This is a genomic window from Amycolatopsis sp. NPDC051071 (assembly GCF_040682875.1).
In the GTDB taxonomy this organism is placed as follows: domain Bacteria; phylum Actinomycetota; class Actinomycetes; order Mycobacteriales; family Pseudonocardiaceae; genus Amycolatopsis.
Genome location: NZ_JBFBBY010000015.1, coordinates 84,131 through 99,963, shown reverse-complemented (window position 1 = coordinate 99,963; position 15,833 = coordinate 84,131). Strand labels below are relative to the sequence as shown.

Genomic DNA, 15,833 nt, shown 5'->3' with positions numbered 1-15,833 from the left:
GCGAGCTCGACGACCTCGTCCGGGATGTCGTGATCATGGTCTTTTTCCGTGACCCGCAACGCACCCCAGCGGTCGATCTGCTTGCTCCAAGCGTCTGACGCGGTGAAAGGCCCCTTCGTCGCGTTAGCGCGGAGCGATCCCGAAGGGTGGGAGCTTCTGCCCGGCCTGTGGACGCCGGGCAGAGCGTATGCCATGATGCGTTCGTGACCTCCCGCACCATCATTATCGCCGAGCGCGCCGGATAACAGCTCCACAAGAGCCCCCGGCGCGCAACCTCTCGCACCCATGCGGGAGGTTTTTTTGTTGCCTGAACCAGCTTTGCCGCCACCACGAGGAGTTTCCCGTGACCCGCACGGAGCCCGCCGGTACACCGCTCGGCGACGCCTTCCACCTCTACGACACGACGTTGCGCGACGGCGCGCAGCGCGAGGGGATCACCTACTCCGTCACGGACAAACTGGCGGTGGCGAGGCTGCTCGACGATCTCGGGGTCGGGTTCATCGAAGGCGGGTGGCCGGGTGCGCTGCCCAAGGACACGGAATTCTTCGCCCGTGCGGCTTCCGGCGAACTGAAATTGCGCCATGCCGCGCTCGTCGCGTTCGGCGCGACGCGTAAAGCGGGTACCACGGCGGACCAGGACAAGCAGGTGCGGGCCCTGCTCGACGCGCAGGCGCCGGTGATCACCCTGGTGGCCAAATCGGACCTTCGCCACATCGAGCGCGCGCTGCGGGTCGACGTCGGCGAGGCCTGCGCGATGGTGCGGGACACCGTCGCGTTCCTTGTCGCCGAGGGACGTCGCGTCTTCCTTGACGCGGAACACTTTTTCGACGGTTACGCGTTCTCCCCGGATACCGCGTTGAAGGTGCTCGACGCGGGGATGAACGCCGGCGCCGACGTCGCCGTGCTGTGCGACACCAACGGCGGCCAGCTGCCGCTCGGACTCGCGGAAACCGTCCGCGAAGTCAAGGAAAGGACCGGATTCCGGCTCGGAATCCATTGTCAGGACGACACTTCCTGCGCGGTGGCGAACTCCGTCGCCGCCGTGCAGGCCGGCGTGACGCACGTCCAGTGCACCGCCAATGGGTACGGCGAACGGGCGGGTAACGCCGATCTGTTCGCCGTGACGGGAAATCTGGTGACCAAGCTCGGAATAGAGGTCCTCCCGACCGAAGGTGCCGCCGAGCTCACCCGGGTCTCCCATGCTCTTGCCGAAATCGCCAACCTCGCCCCCTACACCCACCAGGCTTACGTAGGGGCGTCGGCTTTCGCTCACAAGGCGGGACTGCACGCGAGCGCGATCAAGGTGGATCCGTTGCTGTACAACCACATCGATCCAGCTTCTGTCGGCAATGACATGCGGGTACTGGTCACCGAGATGGCCGGCAGGGCCAGCCTGGAGCTCAAGGGACGTGAGCTCGGGGTCGACCTTGCCGGCCAGCCCGAGGCGCTGACGAGCGCCGTACGCAAGGTGAAGCAACTCGAATCCGAAGGCTGGTCGTTCGAGGCCGCGGACGCTTCACTGGAACTGTTGCTGCGGCGGGAGGTCGACGGCCCGCAGCGCGACGTCCTCGACGAACCGCCGTTCGAACTGGAGTCGTACCGGGTCGTGCTGGACCACCGCTCCGACGGCGAGGTCGTCTCCGAGGCGACGGTGAAGGTGCACGTCGCCGGGCAGCGGGTGATCGCCACCGCCGAGGGCAACGGCCCCGTGCACGCCCTCGACGCCGCCCTGCGTGAGGCGCTCAGCCCGCACCTGTCCTGGTTGGACAGTGTCGAGCTGGCCGACTACAAGGTGCGGATCCTGCCCGGCCACCCCGGCACGGACGCCGTCACGCGCGTACTCGTCGAAACCAGCGACGGCGAGCGCGAATGGACCACGGTCGGCGTACACGGCAACATCGTCGAAGCGAGCTGGCTCGCGCTGTGCGACGCGCTCGTGCACAAGTCCCTCTCCGAGGGTCCGGCCTGAGGAGTCGTACAGTGGGGGAGTGCGTCTAGCCCGAATTGCTCATCCCGGTGGTGTCGCGTTCGCTTCGGTCGAAGGGGACGGCGACGACGCCCAGGTACTCGAAATCGCCGAGCACCCCTTCGGCAACCCCAACTTCACCGGCAAACGCTGGCCACTCGCCGACGTGCGGCTGCTCGCGCCGATCCTGCCGTCGAAGGTGATCGCGGTCGGCCGGAACTACGCCAAGCACGCGGCCGAGTTCGGCAACGAGGTCCCTGCGGACCCGATGCTGTTCATCAAGCCGTCGACCACGGTGATCGGCCCGAACGTGCCCATCCGCGTGCCCGACGGCATCGGCCGTGTCGACTTCGAAGGCGAACTGGCCATCGTGATCGGCCAGCCGGTCAAGAACGTGCCTGCCGCCCGCGCGGCGAGCGTGATCCTCGGCTACACCGTGGCGAACGACGTCAGCGCGCGTGACCTGCAGAAGGCCGACGGCCAGTGGGGCCGGGCGAAGGGTTTCGACACCTTCTGCCCGCTCGGTCCGTGGATCGAGACCTCGATCGACGCGGCCGGCCTCGCGCTCAAGTCCGAGGTGGACGGTGTCCTCAAACAGGACGGCCGGACGTCGGATCTGGTGCACAAGATCCCCGAGCTGGTCGAGTTCGTCTCCGGTGTGATGACCCTGCTGCCCGGCGACGTCATCCTGACCGGCACCCCCGAGGGCGTCGGCCCGATCGAGGACGGCCAGTCCGTTTCGATCACCATCGAAGGCATCGGCACCCTGACGAACCCGGTGCAGAGCGTCTGACCGCCCCCGTGTCACACCTAGGACGCTAACTCTCCACCGGTTCCATCGCCCGCCGTGCGAACGCCGGGGCATGCTCGGGCCGCAGGCCGAGGCCCAGCAGCCGCGCGGGAATGTAGGACAGCGCCGGGAAGCGGCTGAACAGTTTCACCATCGGCGCGGGCGGGCCGTTGCGCCTGCCCTCCATGACCGGCCGCAGGACGTTCTTGTGCAACAGCCGTTGCAGCCCCTGCACCAGCATCGTCGGCGCGAGGCGGCGTTTGCGGACCTTCTCCAGCTCCGCCACCGTGGGCCTGCCGCGGCGCAGCGGTGCGGCGAGCAGGGTGGCGGCCGCGACCGCGTCCTGCACCGCGAGGTTGATGCCGACCCCGCCGACCGGTGACATCGCGTGTGCCGCGTCACCAATGCACAGCAACCCGTCGAGATGCCATTTCCGCAGCAGGTTCATCTTGACGTCCAGGAATTTGACGTCGTCGGTCGTCTTCAGCTCGTCCACGCGGTCGGCCAGTTCGGGCAGGACCGCGGCCACGTTGGCCCGGAACGCCTCGATGCCCTCGGCACGCAGGTCGTCACCCTTGGGGCTGAGGTAGGCGATCTGGAAGTAACCCTTGCGTGGCAGCGGCACGGCGAACCGGCGATCCCGCATCCTCGGGGTCAGCCTGCCCTCGAGTTCACCGTCACGCCGCGAGATCCGGAACCACCACGCGTCGAACGGGGTGTCGTACTCCTTCGGCACAAGCCCGGCTTCCCGCCTGGCCAGCGACCAGCGGCCGTCTGCGGCGATCACCAGGCCGGCGCGCAACTCGCCGTCGGTCCCCTCGGCGTCGCGGTAACGCACCCCGGTCACCCGGCCCCGCTCCAGGATCAGCCCGGTCATCTCCGTGCTCCGGCGCAGCGTGAACGTGGGCTCCTTCGCGCCAGCGTCGGCCAGCAGATCCAGGAAGTCCCACTGCGGGACCATCGCGATGTAGGGATGTGCCACCTTCAGCCTGGTCAGGTCGGCCAGCCGCATCATCGTGCCGTCTTCGGTCGGGAAGCCGGCGTAGGAGATTTCACTGTGCGGCAGGCTCAAGAACTTCTCGCCGAGCCCCAGTTCGTCGAGCAGGGTCAGCGTCGACGGGTGCACCGTGTCGCCGCGGAAGTCCCTCAGGAAGTCCTTGTGCTTCTCCAGCACCGTCACCTCGACACCGGCCCTGGCCAGCAGTAATCCGGCGACCATGCCGGCGGGGCCACCGCCGACGATCACGCAGTTCGTGCGTTCGTTCATCCGTCCCACCCCTTCGAAACCCTTATTCATCACTCGTTGAATAAGCTCAGCATGCACCTGCCGGGGTGGCGCGTCAAGCGTCATCCGGACGGATCCGCTGATCGGGCTAGCGACCCGCCTGCCGTGGCATACGCGCGGTGAGCGGGCGATGACGAGACTGTCCACACAGGACTCGAACGCCGCGGGACGGTCCGGGAAGGACAGTGGTGTGGCGAACACTGCCGGGTGAGCGGGCAAATGCCCTTGTGGACGGTCCGGGTCTCAAGTCCCGCAAGGTTTTCAGGCTTGTGACAGCGCGTACGGTGCGGCGGATCGAGAGGGTCGGCGAACAGCGGCATTTCACTCGGTCGCCCGCGTTCATCGTTGCCCGGTAACTAAAACACGTCATCTCACCAACTGGGAGTAGAGCGGCCGCGCCGAAACAGAGCAGCTTTAATCACCTCATCGGCAGAGTCGCGATCGCGCTGAGTGCCCTAGCCTCACTTGGTGGATTTCGCTCTCGTGCCCCGGACCCCGTCACGAACCACTCCGGCCGTTCCGGACGGAGCCCCTTGGGAGCCCCCGGAGTTACGGTTGGTGTGCCTCGACATCGACGACACGCTGATCGACTGCACGGCGGCGATCCGGCTCAGCCTGCGTGCTCTCACCGGCCGGAACGATCTTTGGCCGCTGTGGGATCTCATCACCGAAGAGCATGTCGCGCTCGTCGTCGCGGGTGAAATCGATTACACCACAATGCATCACAGGCGTACTGAATGTTTTCTCGCGGAGATCGGCATTCTGGCCGACGACGAGCAGGTCACCGGGTTCGAAAGGCGCCGCCGTGAACTCCTCGCCCGTTCGTGGCAATTGTTCGACGATGTCCTCCCTTGTCTCGACTGGCTGCGCGCCGCCGGTGTCCTCGTCGCGGCCGTCACCAACGCGTCGGGCACGCATCAGCGCAAGAAGATCGCCGACCTCGGCCTCGCCCGGTTCTTCGACCACGTAGCCATCGCCGGTGAACTCGGAGTAGCCAAACCGGACCCCGCGATGTTCCACTCGGTCTGCCTCGGCCTCGGCTGCGACCCGGCACAGGCCGTCCACGTCGGCGACAAACTGGACACCGACGCCATCGGCGCCCGCGACGCCGGCCTCGGCGCCGTCTGGCTCGACCGGGACGGCATCGCCGAGCGCGCCCCGGACGGCGTGCACACCATCACCGGCCTCAACGAGCTCCCTGAGCTGCTCGTTTCCGAGTTCGCCAAGCTCGGTGTCCCGGTGCAGCGCGCCTCGGAGACCCCCGCTTTCACAGTGCGGAACGGCGTGCTCTAGTATTTCCTCTCGTGCGGTGCTGAGCCGATCAAGATCGGGACGGCGCCTCACTGGGGTATGGTGTAATTGGCAGCACGACTGGTTCTGGTCCAGTTAGTCTAGGTTCGAGTCCTGGTACCCCAGCTGGAGAACTCTCCGGAGTGAAACACAGAGTGACCCCCCTGCGAAGGCGGGAAGCCCGGTCTGGTAAGTTTCTCCGCAGCAACACGGCAGGTGAACAACTGAAAACCTCCTCTTCCAAGAGGAAATTCCTAGCCCCCGTCGTCTAGCGGCCTAGGACGCCGGCCTCTCACGCCGGTAGCGTGGGTTCGAATCCCATCGGGGGTACGTACAGCTACCACGCAAAGAGCGTCGATCATTCTGATCGGCGCTTTTTGCTATTTCAGTAGTCGACATGGCGTCTGTGATCCTTTCTCCTGCTTCCGCTATCGGGGGCACTTGATCTGCTGGCAGTTTAACCCCGATCGTCACGACGTCGCCGGGGCCGTTCAACTGCACGGTGAGCTGTGTCACCTCGAAGAGCGCCTGAAGCAGGGCCTGCGGAGCCCTGGCCAAGTTGACCCGCAAGTAGGGGACGGCGTCCAGAAGACTCAGGTCCGAGGGCGTGGGTGGTGCTGGAGTCTCGATGTCTTGCGCGTCCAGCTGAACCATCTCGTCTTGAACGGTGTTCTTGTTCGCCGCCAATTCGTTGTATTTGCGTTCGATGTCGGCCAGTTGACGCTGGAGACGCTCTCGATCCTCTGCGCGTGCTTGAGCGGCGCTGTCGTCCACAGTGGCCAGGTCTGCTTCCAGAATGGACGTACGGTCAGGGCCGAAGATCCGGTCGCCGAAGAAGCGCCCGACGGCGTCCAAGAGCTCGTCTTCGCGGATACGGACCGCGGTGGGCAGGTTGGCGTGGGGATCGGCACCGCCGCGGAACAGGTAGGTGCGTTCGGTTTGCGGGTGCGGATTGATGGTCCCGTCTGCTCGTGAACCGCGTCTTGCCGCGCGCCGGGTGGTGAGTTCGTCGAACATCCACTTGGGCACCAGCGGTTCGTGAACGGGTTTGGGTGACCAGACCCACTTGTACGGTTCGTTGACCTTGCCGCGCCGGGACTTCGTGGCTCGGCAGTTGAAGACCTGGTAGCCGGTGTACTTGGGGTTGGTGCTGATGTTGTCGACCGCACTTCGCCCCCAGAAGCCGCGGGTCCGCGCCTTGCTGGGTGCGGTTGGTGGCGGGTAGCGCTCGAGATCCTGCGTGCCGGGCCGGGTCACCGCCGTGACCGAGGAGACCCGGCAGCACCGGAAACACCCTGCCGACCGGCCCCGCGATGTGCTGGACGCCGTGCTCGGCGCCCGTCCCAGGCGAGGTGGCCGAGGTGCAGCTGACGATGTTCCGATCGATCGTGGCACCCGTCGGTTCCTCGCTGGCGTGGTCGGTGCTGCTGGCCTGTCTGCACCACACGGCGGACTCGCCGTGGTCCTGGCCGCCCGGCCAGATCGTGCGCGCGGCACTGCGGCACCGCCCGATGGTCGGCCGCGCCCTGTCGCGCCCCACCGAACTCGGCGGTACCGCGTTCAGCCTTGGCGACGTCCTGTCGGTCAGCCCGTACCTGGTGCACCACGACGAGCACCACTGGAGCGACCCCGAAATGTTGCGGCCCGAACGCTGGGCGGAACCGGGTGAGCGAGGCAACACACGCGCGGTCAGGATCGAGGGCAGCGTCCCCCGGCCCTCCACCGCGCCACTCAGCCAGCAAGCAACCACAACACCGGAAGGAGGTGAACGACCATGACCGCGATGATGCGACGCATTTTCGACACCAAGCCGGCCCTACGGTGGTGGTGGCACTAACAATCCCGGTACCCGGTCCGGCACGCCCGAACGTCGAACCACCTCGTCCGGACCTGCCGGGCCGGGGCCACACCGGGATAGGGACCTGCTGGAACACGCGAGAAACCCGTCCGTGGCCTCAATACTCGCCGGATCTACGACCCCGCGGGCACCGGCCGCATCTTGTTCGTGTTCTTCGCCGCGATGGCCGAAACCGACCGCCAGACCATCCGCGAACCCATCTGGCAGGCTTGAATGCCGCTGCCCGCAGGGAAACCACGGCGGAAGGCCCTCGGTGACCGCCGACGACATGCTTCAACTGGATGACCCTCACAGACGCATCAATCGCAACAAGTTCGGTGTCGCCCGCGAGCGCTGGGCCTGCCAGCCGGAGGTCGTTCGCGGGCAAGTTGGATCGGCGGTTCTGGGGGATCGTGGCTGACCCTGCTCGGGCATCGAGCGGCTGCACGACCTGCTGAAGTCGTGGGGTGGCGGCCGTGGAAGGGGGTGTCAGTCCTCGGCTGCGTGCCGCGGTCGCGGTGTGGTGCACCGGGTCCAGAACGCTAGCTTCTGGCCGCTTGGGCGGGGTGGGGATGGGTCGCTCGTCCAGGTGGTGACCAGCGGCCTCGCGTTGGGTGCCTCGTCGGGGCGGGAACTTTACCTGTGGCGGTCGGATGGTGTCGGCCTGCCGGAAGGGTGAGGCGGAGCAGCTGTGGAGGGGAATCGAGGATGAGTATCAGGGACAGGCGCCGGTTGCGGCGCGATCCGCTGGACTGCCTGGGTCACCGGCACAGCGTGGCGAAGATGCTTCGGCTGCCGCAGGGCGGCCGGTGCGTCAGCGGCCCGGAGTCAGCGCGGCTGCTGCTGCGCGGCCCGGAGTTCAACACGGGAAGTCGGGCTTCTTCAGACAGGACCTGCTCTTCACCCGGGCAGCGCAGGGTCGAGGTCGGTCACGCGGTACGCGACGTCCTGCGGGCCCGCCTGCTTGGACTACCGTGCCGGCCTCCCCGCGGTGGTGGCCGACCTGCCGGCCGTCAGCCGGTGGCCCACCGCCGGGAACAGGCTGGTCTACCGCTGCGTGGCCGAGCTGTTGCTGCGCCCCGACACCTCGGCCGGGACGCGGCGGTGGGCGGACCGGGCCACGTATTCGGGCGTGGTGTTCCGCGCACCACGCGCCTGGGAGCGGGCACGAGCCGAGGTGCCCCGCGTCAGGCTGCTCGACGCCCTGACCCGACAGGTGCGTCACCGCCAGCCGATCGAGCACTATCGCCTCGGCCGGGGACAGCAGCCCGTAGCGGGTGTCCCATAAACACAGTGTCGCCTCGTCGCGCACCCGCGCCAGTGCCGCCACCCCTGGGCACCGGCCGCCCCTGAGGAGGTGTTGATCACACGAAACGTTGCGATGAAGGCCCGCCCGGTCGTCCACCCGCGAGTGACCGGCGTTGAGCCCAACAGATAGTCGCGGCCCGTTAAAGACGCCTCTCATTCGGAGGGGGGTGTACATGCTATGACACGGAGGATGGCATGACCCAGAACATCGAGCTCACGGAAGAAGAAATTCTGGCATTGGAGTCCGGAAAAGACCTTTCGAATGTGGACACCGAGTACGCCGCGCCCATGTCGCGGACGGTCCACCTCGCCAATAATTGCGACTGGGACGACAAGGTCATTATCGGCTTGAGCATGGAATGGAAAATCATTGATTTCATGGTCGAGGTCGGCTCGTTGGTCGATACCTATGTCGAGCTGGCCAAGGAGTGCGGGGGCATCCTGAACCTATCCAAGACCCTGCGGTCGGTGCGAGACCTTGTCAACGCGGTGCAAGCGTGCATCAAGATCGTCCAAGGGATCGTGCAGGCAAACCAGAAGGCACGGGAATTGGCGGCCAAGTTCCTCGAAACCTTCTATTCGCAGCACACGTTCACGGTGGAGTCCGGTGTTTACAAGGCCGTTTACAATACCGGCTGGAAGCAGTACTTCACCCCCAGCGGCTTTGCCAGCCTCATGGGAGCCAAGACGCTGCAAATGGTCATCACGGACGGGAAGAAAGTCAGGTATGTGGAGTTTCGGACGAATAACGACCACTCCTGGATAACGAATGAGGATGAGGTCGTCCGCGCGAAGTACGGCACTATCTGGCAGGGAGACCCCGGCAAGGGCAAGCATGAGTGGTTGAAGCAGTAGGGCCCAAAGAGTCGGCGTACGCCCCTGCCCGGCCTGGAACTGCCTGGCCCGCGGACTGCGGGCGGTGCTGAGCGGCGGGACGGGAACCCGGGCACCGACTGGGCGAGGTAGGCCGTCGGGCGAGGTGCCAGCAGAGCTGGTCCTTTTCCCGACGACCCCTCCCAAGCTGATCTGCGAGGTCGGTGCCGCCGTGGCTATTGAAGGCAACAATGTTGCATTTTCTGCAACGGAGGTAGGTGGGTCACGGCGTGGAGGTGACGGGGTCGGCAGGGCTGGTGTTGTCGGCCGAAGTGGGACCTCTTTGCACGGTTCCGGGTTGTCGGGTTTGACCGCGGGTCGGCGTGCCGGTCGCAGCACGCCTTCCCGATGTAGGTGGTACGCACTCGCTGGATCGATCATTGCGCGTACAGGAAACCGTGTTCACCCTCTTTCGGGCAGCGCTCCCGACCGAACCGTGTGATCTTGTCCGCCTCAGGCCGACAGGCACCCGCGGCACCAACGACACGGAATTCCTGCCAGTCGCGAGGTGGCGGGCCAGGCGCCGGACGGGAACATGATTCGGGTTCGCGACGCATCGACTGCGCCGGTAGCCGACTCGTGATCACCTCGCTGCCGGAAGACTCCGGTAATCGGCCGTCCTGTGCAGCGAGTTCGGCAGTATCTTCCAGTATTCAACGTTATTTGTTCTGCCACCCACAGGTGTGGCGTGGCAGGCACAGCGAATAGATCTTCGATAGAGCGGCAACCCTTAAGATGTAAAAGAAAACCGAGTCGCCACCCATTCGACTCCAGAATCGACCGCACGACAGGAATCCTGCTGTCGACACACAGATCGACACCTTCGCGCGGACCTGGCGCCACACCACTGCTGCTCGCTTGACCACGAATGGCGGCACGTGGTTCTGCCCAGCCTGACTGCGCATGATGGGCTCGGTCCGGTGTAACGCCACCGCCGCGACGGGACCCAGTGTCCGAGCTCGAGGCCGGCAACAGCCTCACGCGGAACCACGTTTTATTCGGGCGAGGGAACCTGGGCTATCCCTTGGGTGCGGTGGTATCGGACCGGCCGGCATCTGTCGCTATGTGGATGCGACGCAGGTGGCGATTCGGATCTTGGTGTGCGTTGCGGGCGTGGAGCATGCGCCAGTTGTCCCAAATCAGCATGTCGTTGCGAGCGTAGGTGATCTCGATGTGGTCGTCGGCGTACCATTCCTGCCATAGTCGCTGCAGTGCTGCGACGACATCGTCCTCGTTGCGGACGATGTTGTTGCAGGAGAAGCGGACAATGGTGTTGGCATCGTGTGTCTCGATGACCGGGTGTTTTACGGTGGTGTCCAATCCTTCGCCGTGCGGGTTGCTCCAGTCATACTCGAACTGCTCCAGGTGACGTCGCTGCGGGCCGTCGAGGCGTTCAAGCCAGGGGGTGGTGTCTGCCAAGGTGGTCTGACCGCCGGGTCCTTCGGTGGGGCGTACGCACCACAAAGCGAGGTATCGCGGCGGAAGGCACACCAAGTCGTAGCCCTCGGTGTGGGGACTGAAGGCACGGGTGCTTCCGGGATAGTAGGTCGTGTCACCCGTCGCACGCACCTCAGCGACGAGCGTGCCGTTGTAGTGCGGCATGAGTGGACCCAGTTCGCGGCCGAACGACACGGGATCGAAGGCGTCCGGCAGACCGGTGAGGTGGACGTAGCCGTGCTCGACCAACATGTCCTGTGCTGTGACCGCGAACTGTTCGGCTGGAAACGGGTTCTCGTCTGGATCGCAACCGTGCAGCACACTGATCGGTGAGCGTCGCATAGTTCGCTTCTTCCCTTTGGTGTGGGCAGGTTCATCAACTTCCAACGCCGAACGGAACCGAGCGGACCTCCCAGCGCGCACCGGCCACGTGGACCTCGGAGCCATTCACACTCTCCGGCAGCAGGTGTGCGAAGGCGAGGAAACGCCCTTCTCGCGGTGACCACGCCGCCGAGGTTACGTAGCCGGCGAAATGCCGAGCAGCAGTGAGGACCTCCTGGCCGAGCACCGGTTGGATGGCGTTGTCGTCAACAGCGCGGAGGCCGGTGAGCCTGAAGCGTTTCGCGCCGCTCGCCGTCGTCAATGCTTCACGTCCCACGAAGTTTCGTTGCGCGTGCCTGTCGGAGCGCACCATCCAGCCGGCGCCGACCTCGAACAATGTCGTCCCGGCGTGTAGGTCCACAGGAAAAAGCCCGAACAGAATTTCTTGGCACTCCAGCCGGTAGACGGTCAACAATTCCCATCCGCAAGGGGTGATTGCCGGCCGGTCCTCCAGCAGCTGCCGCCAGACAGCTGCCAGCACGTCTTGTTCGGCCCATACCTCGTAGCCGATGACCGAGCGCAGGACTCGCGCCAGGCCGCCGACCTGTGTGCCGACCAGGCGCGATTGGAATGGTTCCAGCGCGGCCACGGCGTCATCTGACTGGCTGTCGACCAGGCTTTGTACTGCGGCCAACCGCTGTGGCCCCTTGATGTTGAAGCTGAACACCGAGCTTGGTTCGACACATACCGCAAAGCCTTCAGCCATCAAATTGAGCCAACTGGGCGGCTTCCCTCCGCCGCAGGACAACAGGAACTCTTCCGGCCCTGTCCGAACCACCACCGCCTCCTCGTCGACGGTCCCGGCCGGTGTCGTGAACAACACGAACTTGGCCGCGTTCACCGGGATGTCCGACACGCTCCGCGGGGAGAGCGCGTCCAGCACCCGCCCGGCATCCGGCCCGGAGACCTTGAGGTAGCACATGGCGGACGCGATGAAAGCGCCCGCGGCGCTCATCACCGCTCGGTACTGGTCGGCCAAGTCGACCCCTCGCCAGTTCCATGCACCGATGACGTTGTTTCCCAAAGCCGCCCATTCCGTCACCGGTCCGAGCACCTGCCCTGACATCGCCAGCAGCCCACCCGGGTCGACGCGGCGCAGCTGTAGTGCCCGTCGCGTAGCCTCGAGATCGGCCGGCTGTACGCGTTTCCAGACAGTTCCGGCCTGGGCCAATGGATTTCGTAGTCCGCTGCTCCATTCGCGGAATTCAGGAGGTTGTGTCGGTAATGCTGTCACTCTACTGACGGTAGGCGCGCGACAATATGTTTGGCTTTCCTCCGTTCGGTTGATTCAAGTCGATCCTTCTGATGGTCGATGGCGGACACCCTGCGGGCCTGGTTGACTTGAAGGCAACCGGTAAACTTCTTGATCGTCGAATCCGAAATTGTCCACGCCGATGCGGGAGTCGATCAATGACCGAAGCACACGCGCCACTCGTCTGGTGGCATGGCGAAGTCGTGACCTGGGCCGAAGCGACCGTTCCGGTAACAGCCTTCCGCGGATTCACGGTCTATGACGGGCTACGCGCCTACTGGCGCGCCGACGAGGGTAAGTTCGCGGTGATTCAGCTCGACGGTCACCTCGACCGCCTTCGTTCCGCGGCTGACTTGCTGCACGTGCACGACACCACTCTGTTGCCCGAACTCCGCACAGGAATCGGCAAGCTGCTCGCGGCGACCAGCTTTCGGGAGGACGTCTACCTGAGGCTTACGCTCTACGTCGATGCGGGCAGGTCCAATGTGTACCCGGACGTCGCGACCCCGGGACGGAATGAGCAATTGGCGCCGGTGGGCGCCTTCGCATCGCTGCACCGGATCGGTCCCCGCAAGTCTGAGCCGATCACCGCCGCGGTGAGCTCCTGGCAGCGCGCACCGGACACGTCCTTCCCAGTACTGGTGAAGACCAGCGCCACCTACGCGATGCTGCGACTGGCCAGGGTCGAAGCGAGGCAGGCCGGTGCGGATCAGGCAATTCTGCTCAACACCCGTGGGATGGTCGCCGAAACGGCAGAAGCGGTGGTGTTCGTCGCGCGACACGGCCGGTTGTACACCCCACCGCTCTCCGACGGCGTGCTCGACAGTCTCACCCGGCAAATAATCATCGAACTGGCCCGAAAAGAACTCGGAATCGACGTGGTGGAATGCTCGATCAGTCGTTCCGAGCTTTACCTTGCTGATGAGGTCTTCATCTGTGGGACCTGGGAGGAACTCCGTATCGTCAGCTCAGTGGACGGGCACCGAACGCGACATGGAAACGCTCCGATCGGGACCGCTTTGAAATCCGCCTATGTGGACATGTGCACCGGAAAAAGCGCTCCACTCGACGAAGGGTTCGCCACGCTACTGCCATGACCGATCCTGGACCAAGGAGTCCATTCGGAATGGGAGATGAGGCGCATGGAAAGCGAAACATCCACGCCCACCAATACCAATCCACGTGAGACGATGCGGGTGCTTCCGCGCGCACTGCAGCCTGCGCTGACCTGGCTCACCGGGAAGCCCTTGTCCGGGCAGCGGCCCTGGCATTGCACGCCGATGCTGCATCTCATCGCGAGCGTGCTGCCGATCGTCGCCGGCGTCGCGTTGGGATGGGTCCTGATCGACTCCGGCTGGGCGGCGATCCTGCTCCCGGTGTCCTGGCTGCTGACCACGCACGGCATCCGCAAGCTTCGGGTGATGATCGTGCACCAGTGCTCGCACGGGAACTTTCTGCGAAACAAGCGGATCGACACCGCGCTAGGGACGGCCATCGCCGTCCTGCTGCTCACCCAGGAGTACACCGGCTACCGGAAAGAACACATCGGCGACCACCACTCCAGCAACCATATGACGTTGCGGGACCCGACGGTGCAGTACCTGGTGCTCGTCCTGGGTATGCGGGCGGGCATGACCCGCAACGAGCTTTATCGGCGGATGTGGCTGGGTGTACTCAGCCCAAGCCACCAGCTGAAAGCCACCTGTTCCCGGATTGGCTCGCACTTTCGAGGCACAGCGCCTTGGTACCGCACGGCCGTACTCGCCCTGCTGGCCGGACAGGTCGGCGCGGTCACGGCACTGGGCATCTGGCCGCAGTTTCTGCTGCTGTGGGTCTTCCCGCTAACAGTCCTGTTCAACGCCGCGGCGACAATTCGTCTGTCCTCGCGCCACATCTTCCCGCCGCCAGGCCAGCCGTCGAAGGGCCGGGCTGAACTGGCCGGCCACACGCACGGCGTCTTCTTCGGGGACCCTGCTCCCGCTCCAGCGGGCTGTGACGGCCGGCGGGTGCGTGACTGGTTGCGTTGGTGGGAGCGCATGCTGTTCGTGCACCTGCCGGGTCGCCTGTTCGTCTTCGTCGGCGACGGGCCTTGCCACGACTTCCACCACCGGTTCCCGCGCTCGCGGGACTGGGCCAACTACATCTTCGCCCGGCAGCAAGACATCGAGCGGGGCCACCCTGGCTGGCCACACTACACAGAGGTATGGGGCCTGCGGGCAGCTATCGACGCGGCGTTCACCTCACTCGGTCAGGCCGATCAAAACCGCTACGACATCGCCCGAATCACCGACGTGGACGATCGGAAGCTGTTGTCAGCGTTCGAAGAGTAGCCGGAGGTGGGGGAACGTGATGCGCGATGGGGATCACTCCCGTTTTGCGGGGGTTCCGTTCCTGCCCGGTATCACCTTGCGGGAGTACCTGGACGAACTCCGGCTCAAGCACCCGAACCTGTACGGACGGCTGGACCTTCCGCGCCTGCAGCCCGCGGAATTGGTCAGCATCTACAGGTCGCTGGACTCCGAGCCCTCGGCCTTCGCGGATGCCGATCATGGTGGTCGTGGCGACGCGTACCGCGCCGCGCAGACGACATACCCTCTGATCCGGTCGAGGGGCATTGAGCTGCTTTGCCGAATGGCCACTCCCGTCAACAGGAGTGCCGGCGCGGTGCACCTGCTCGACGCACTCGGCGGCAATGGCACGATGACCCGCGCGCTGCGACTGCTGCGAGGAGCGGCGGCACCAACCGTTTTCACCGCAGACATCGCCGCACCGATGATCATCGACGCACTCGACCTGGGTTTGCCGGCCGTGCGCCAATCTACGCAGCGCTGGTTGTTCCGCGACTCCTCACTCGACGGCGTCGTCTTCGCCTATGGCACACACCATATTCCCACGGATGAACAGCCTCAAGCGCTCGCCGAGACCCGGCGAGTGCTGCGCCCTGGAGGGCGGGTTGTTGTCCACGATTTCGAGGAGGGAACGCCGACCGCACTATGGTATTCGGAGGCACTCGATCGCTACACCGAAACTGGTCACAAGCACGACCATTTCACCCCGGGCGAGTTGCGCGACCTGCTCACTCGCGCCGGCTTCCGCGATATCGAGGTGCACCACATGTACGACCCCTGTGTGGTGTATGCCGACTCAGCGACCGAAGCCTCCCATCGGATCCTCGACTACATGTACAGCCTCTTCGCGATCCACAAGCTCTTCCCCCGCAACATCACCCGTGGCGCTGACTTCTGGTCGGCTGTCGAAGAGCTCGTCCGCCGCTACGCCACCTTCACCAGGACTCAGCAGACTGAGTTCGGCCTCCCCGTGCGTGGCCTGACCGTTACGGCTCAAGGCAGCCGATTCCGCGCAGAACTCCCGCGTGTGGCGCTGGTGGGCACAGCTACCCGTTGAACGACTCCC

Annotated in this window: 13 protein-coding genes, 2 tRNA genes and 1 pseudogene; 12 read left to right on the top strand and 4 right to left on the bottom strand. The window is 65.2% G+C overall.

Going from position 1 to position 15,833, the window contains the following annotated elements; translation table 11 throughout:
• Positions 1–343: 343 nt before the first annotated feature.
• Positions 344–1,969: a citramalate synthase gene (gene cimA / locus AB0M65_RS08055; protein ID WP_364023256.1), complete on the top strand. Its 1,626-nt coding sequence runs from the start codon at positions 344–346 to the stop codon at positions 1,967–1,969.
• A gap of 19 nt (positions 1,970–1,988) precedes the next feature.
• Complete coding sequence (locus tag AB0M65_RS08050; RefSeq protein WP_364023253.1) at positions 1,989–2,759, top strand: fumarylacetoacetate hydrolase family protein; 771 nt, start codon at positions 1,989–1,991, stop codon at positions 2,757–2,759.
• A 25-nt stretch (positions 2,760–2,784) separates the two neighbouring features.
• Here AB0M65_RS08050 and AB0M65_RS08045 read toward each other — a convergent pair whose 3' ends face one another.
• Entirely contained in the window at positions 2,785–4,023 is a 1,239-nt protein-coding gene (locus tag AB0M65_RS08045) for an FAD-dependent oxidoreductase (protein ID WP_364023250.1), read from the bottom strand.
• A 576-nt stretch (positions 4,024–4,599) separates the two neighbouring features.
• On the opposite strand from AB0M65_RS08045, the gene AB0M65_RS08040 reads away from it, so the two are divergent.
• The 4 genes from AB0M65_RS08040 (at position 4,600) to AB0M65_RS08025 (ending at position 6,306) form a co-directional block, all read left to right on the top strand.
• Entirely contained in the window at positions 4,600–5,334 is a 735-nt protein-coding gene (locus AB0M65_RS08040; RefSeq protein ID WP_364023264.1) for an HAD family hydrolase, read from the top strand.
• Between the two features lie 51 nt (positions 5,335–5,385).
• Positions 5,386–5,457 (top strand) — tRNA-Gln (locus AB0M65_RS08035).
• A 131-nt stretch (positions 5,458–5,588) separates the two neighbouring features.
• A tRNA-Glu gene (locus AB0M65_RS08030) sits at positions 5,589–5,661 on the top strand.
• A gap of 303 nt (positions 5,662–5,964) precedes the next feature.
• Positions 5,965–6,306 (top strand): hypothetical protein, encoded by a 342-nt coding sequence (locus AB0M65_RS08025; protein ID WP_364023247.1) that lies wholly within the window; start codon positions 5,965–5,967, stop codon positions 6,304–6,306.
• Positions 6,307–6,327: 21 nt separating this feature from the next.
• On the opposite strand, the pseudogene AB0M65_RS08020 reads toward AB0M65_RS08025, so the two are convergent.
• Positions 6,328–6,588 (bottom strand): annotated as a pseudogene (locus AB0M65_RS08020) (recombinase family protein); the annotation flags it as partial.
• Positions 6,589–6,704: 116 nt separating this feature from the next.
• On the opposite strand from AB0M65_RS08020, the gene AB0M65_RS08015 reads away from it, so the two are divergent.
• The 3 genes from AB0M65_RS08015 to AB0M65_RS08005 all read left to right on the top strand — a co-directional run bounded on the left by AB0M65_RS08015 (position 6,705) and on the right by AB0M65_RS08005 (position 9,331).
• Positions 6,705–7,109: a cytochrome P450 gene (locus AB0M65_RS08015; RefSeq protein ID WP_364023244.1), complete on the top strand. Its 405-nt coding sequence runs from the start codon at positions 6,705–6,707 to the stop codon at positions 7,107–7,109.
• A 1,023-nt stretch (positions 7,110–8,132) separates the two neighbouring features.
• On the top strand, positions 8,133–8,456 hold the full coding sequence (locus tag AB0M65_RS08010; RefSeq protein ID WP_364023239.1) for a hypothetical protein: 324 nt from the start codon (positions 8,133–8,135) through the stop codon (positions 8,454–8,456).
• A gap of 215 nt (positions 8,457–8,671) precedes the next feature.
• On the top strand, positions 8,672–9,331 hold the full coding sequence (locus AB0M65_RS08005) for a hypothetical protein (RefSeq protein ID WP_364023236.1): 660 nt from the start codon (positions 8,672–8,674) through the stop codon (positions 9,329–9,331).
• A 1,035-nt stretch (positions 9,332–10,366) separates the two neighbouring features.
• Here AB0M65_RS08005 and AB0M65_RS08000 read toward each other — a convergent pair.
• Positions 10,367–11,128 (bottom strand): TauD/TfdA family dioxygenase, encoded by a 762-nt coding sequence (locus tag AB0M65_RS08000; RefSeq protein WP_364023233.1) that lies wholly within the window; start codon positions 11,126–11,128, stop codon positions 10,367–10,369.
• 34 nt (positions 11,129–11,162) lie between these two features.
• Positions 11,163–12,401 (bottom strand): aminomethyl transferase family protein, encoded by a 1,239-nt coding sequence (locus AB0M65_RS07995; protein WP_364023230.1) that lies wholly within the window; start codon positions 12,399–12,401, stop codon positions 11,163–11,165.
• A 176-nt stretch (positions 12,402–12,577) separates the two neighbouring features.
• Between AB0M65_RS07995 and AB0M65_RS07990 the strand changes: the two genes are divergently transcribed.
• From AB0M65_RS07990 to AB0M65_RS07980, 3 genes are all read left to right on the top strand, one after another.
• Positions 12,578–13,516, top strand: a complete 939-nt coding sequence (locus AB0M65_RS07990) for an aminotransferase class IV (protein ID WP_364023227.1) — start codon at positions 12,578–12,580, stop codon at positions 13,514–13,516.
• 93 nt (positions 13,517–13,609) lie between these two features.
• Complete coding sequence (locus AB0M65_RS07985; protein WP_364023224.1) at positions 13,610–14,749, top strand: fatty acid desaturase; 1,140 nt, start codon at positions 13,610–13,612, stop codon at positions 14,747–14,749.
• Between the two features lie 19 nt (positions 14,750–14,768).
• Positions 14,769–15,824 carry a methyltransferase domain-containing protein gene (locus tag AB0M65_RS07980; RefSeq protein WP_364023261.1) on the top strand — a complete coding sequence of 352 codons (1,056 nt, stop codon included), beginning with the start codon at positions 14,769–14,771 and terminating at the stop codon, positions 15,822–15,824.
• Positions 15,825–15,833: the final 9 nt, after the last annotated feature.

Bases quoted from the DNA above. Each gene is read 5' to 3' on its own strand.
- AB0M65_RS08000 (WP_364023233.1), bottom strand. From the start codon at position 11,128: ATGCGACGCTCACCGATCAGTGTGCTGCACGGTTGCGATCCAGACGAG.
- AB0M65_RS08005 (WP_364023236.1), top strand. From the start codon at position 8,672: ATGACCCAGAACATCGAGCTCACGGAAGAAGAAATTCTGGCATTGGAG.
- AB0M65_RS07985 (WP_364023224.1), top strand. From the start codon at position 13,610: ATGCGGGTGCTTCCGCGCGCACTGCAGCCTGCGCTGACCTGGCTCACC.
- AB0M65_RS07990 (WP_364023227.1), top strand. From the start codon at position 12,578: ATGACCGAAGCACACGCGCCACTCGTCTGGTGGCATGGCGAAGTCGTG.
- AB0M65_RS08015 (WP_364023244.1), top strand. From the start codon at position 6,705: ATGTTCCGATCGATCGTGGCACCCGTCGGTTCCTCGCTGGCGTGGTCG.
- AB0M65_RS08045 (WP_364023250.1), bottom strand. From the start codon at position 4,023: ATGAACGAACGCACGAACTGCGTGATCGTCGGCGGTGGCCCCGCCGGC.
- AB0M65_RS07980 (WP_364023261.1), top strand. From the start codon at position 14,769: ATGCGCGATGGGGATCACTCCCGTTTTGCGGGGGTTCCGTTCCTGCCC.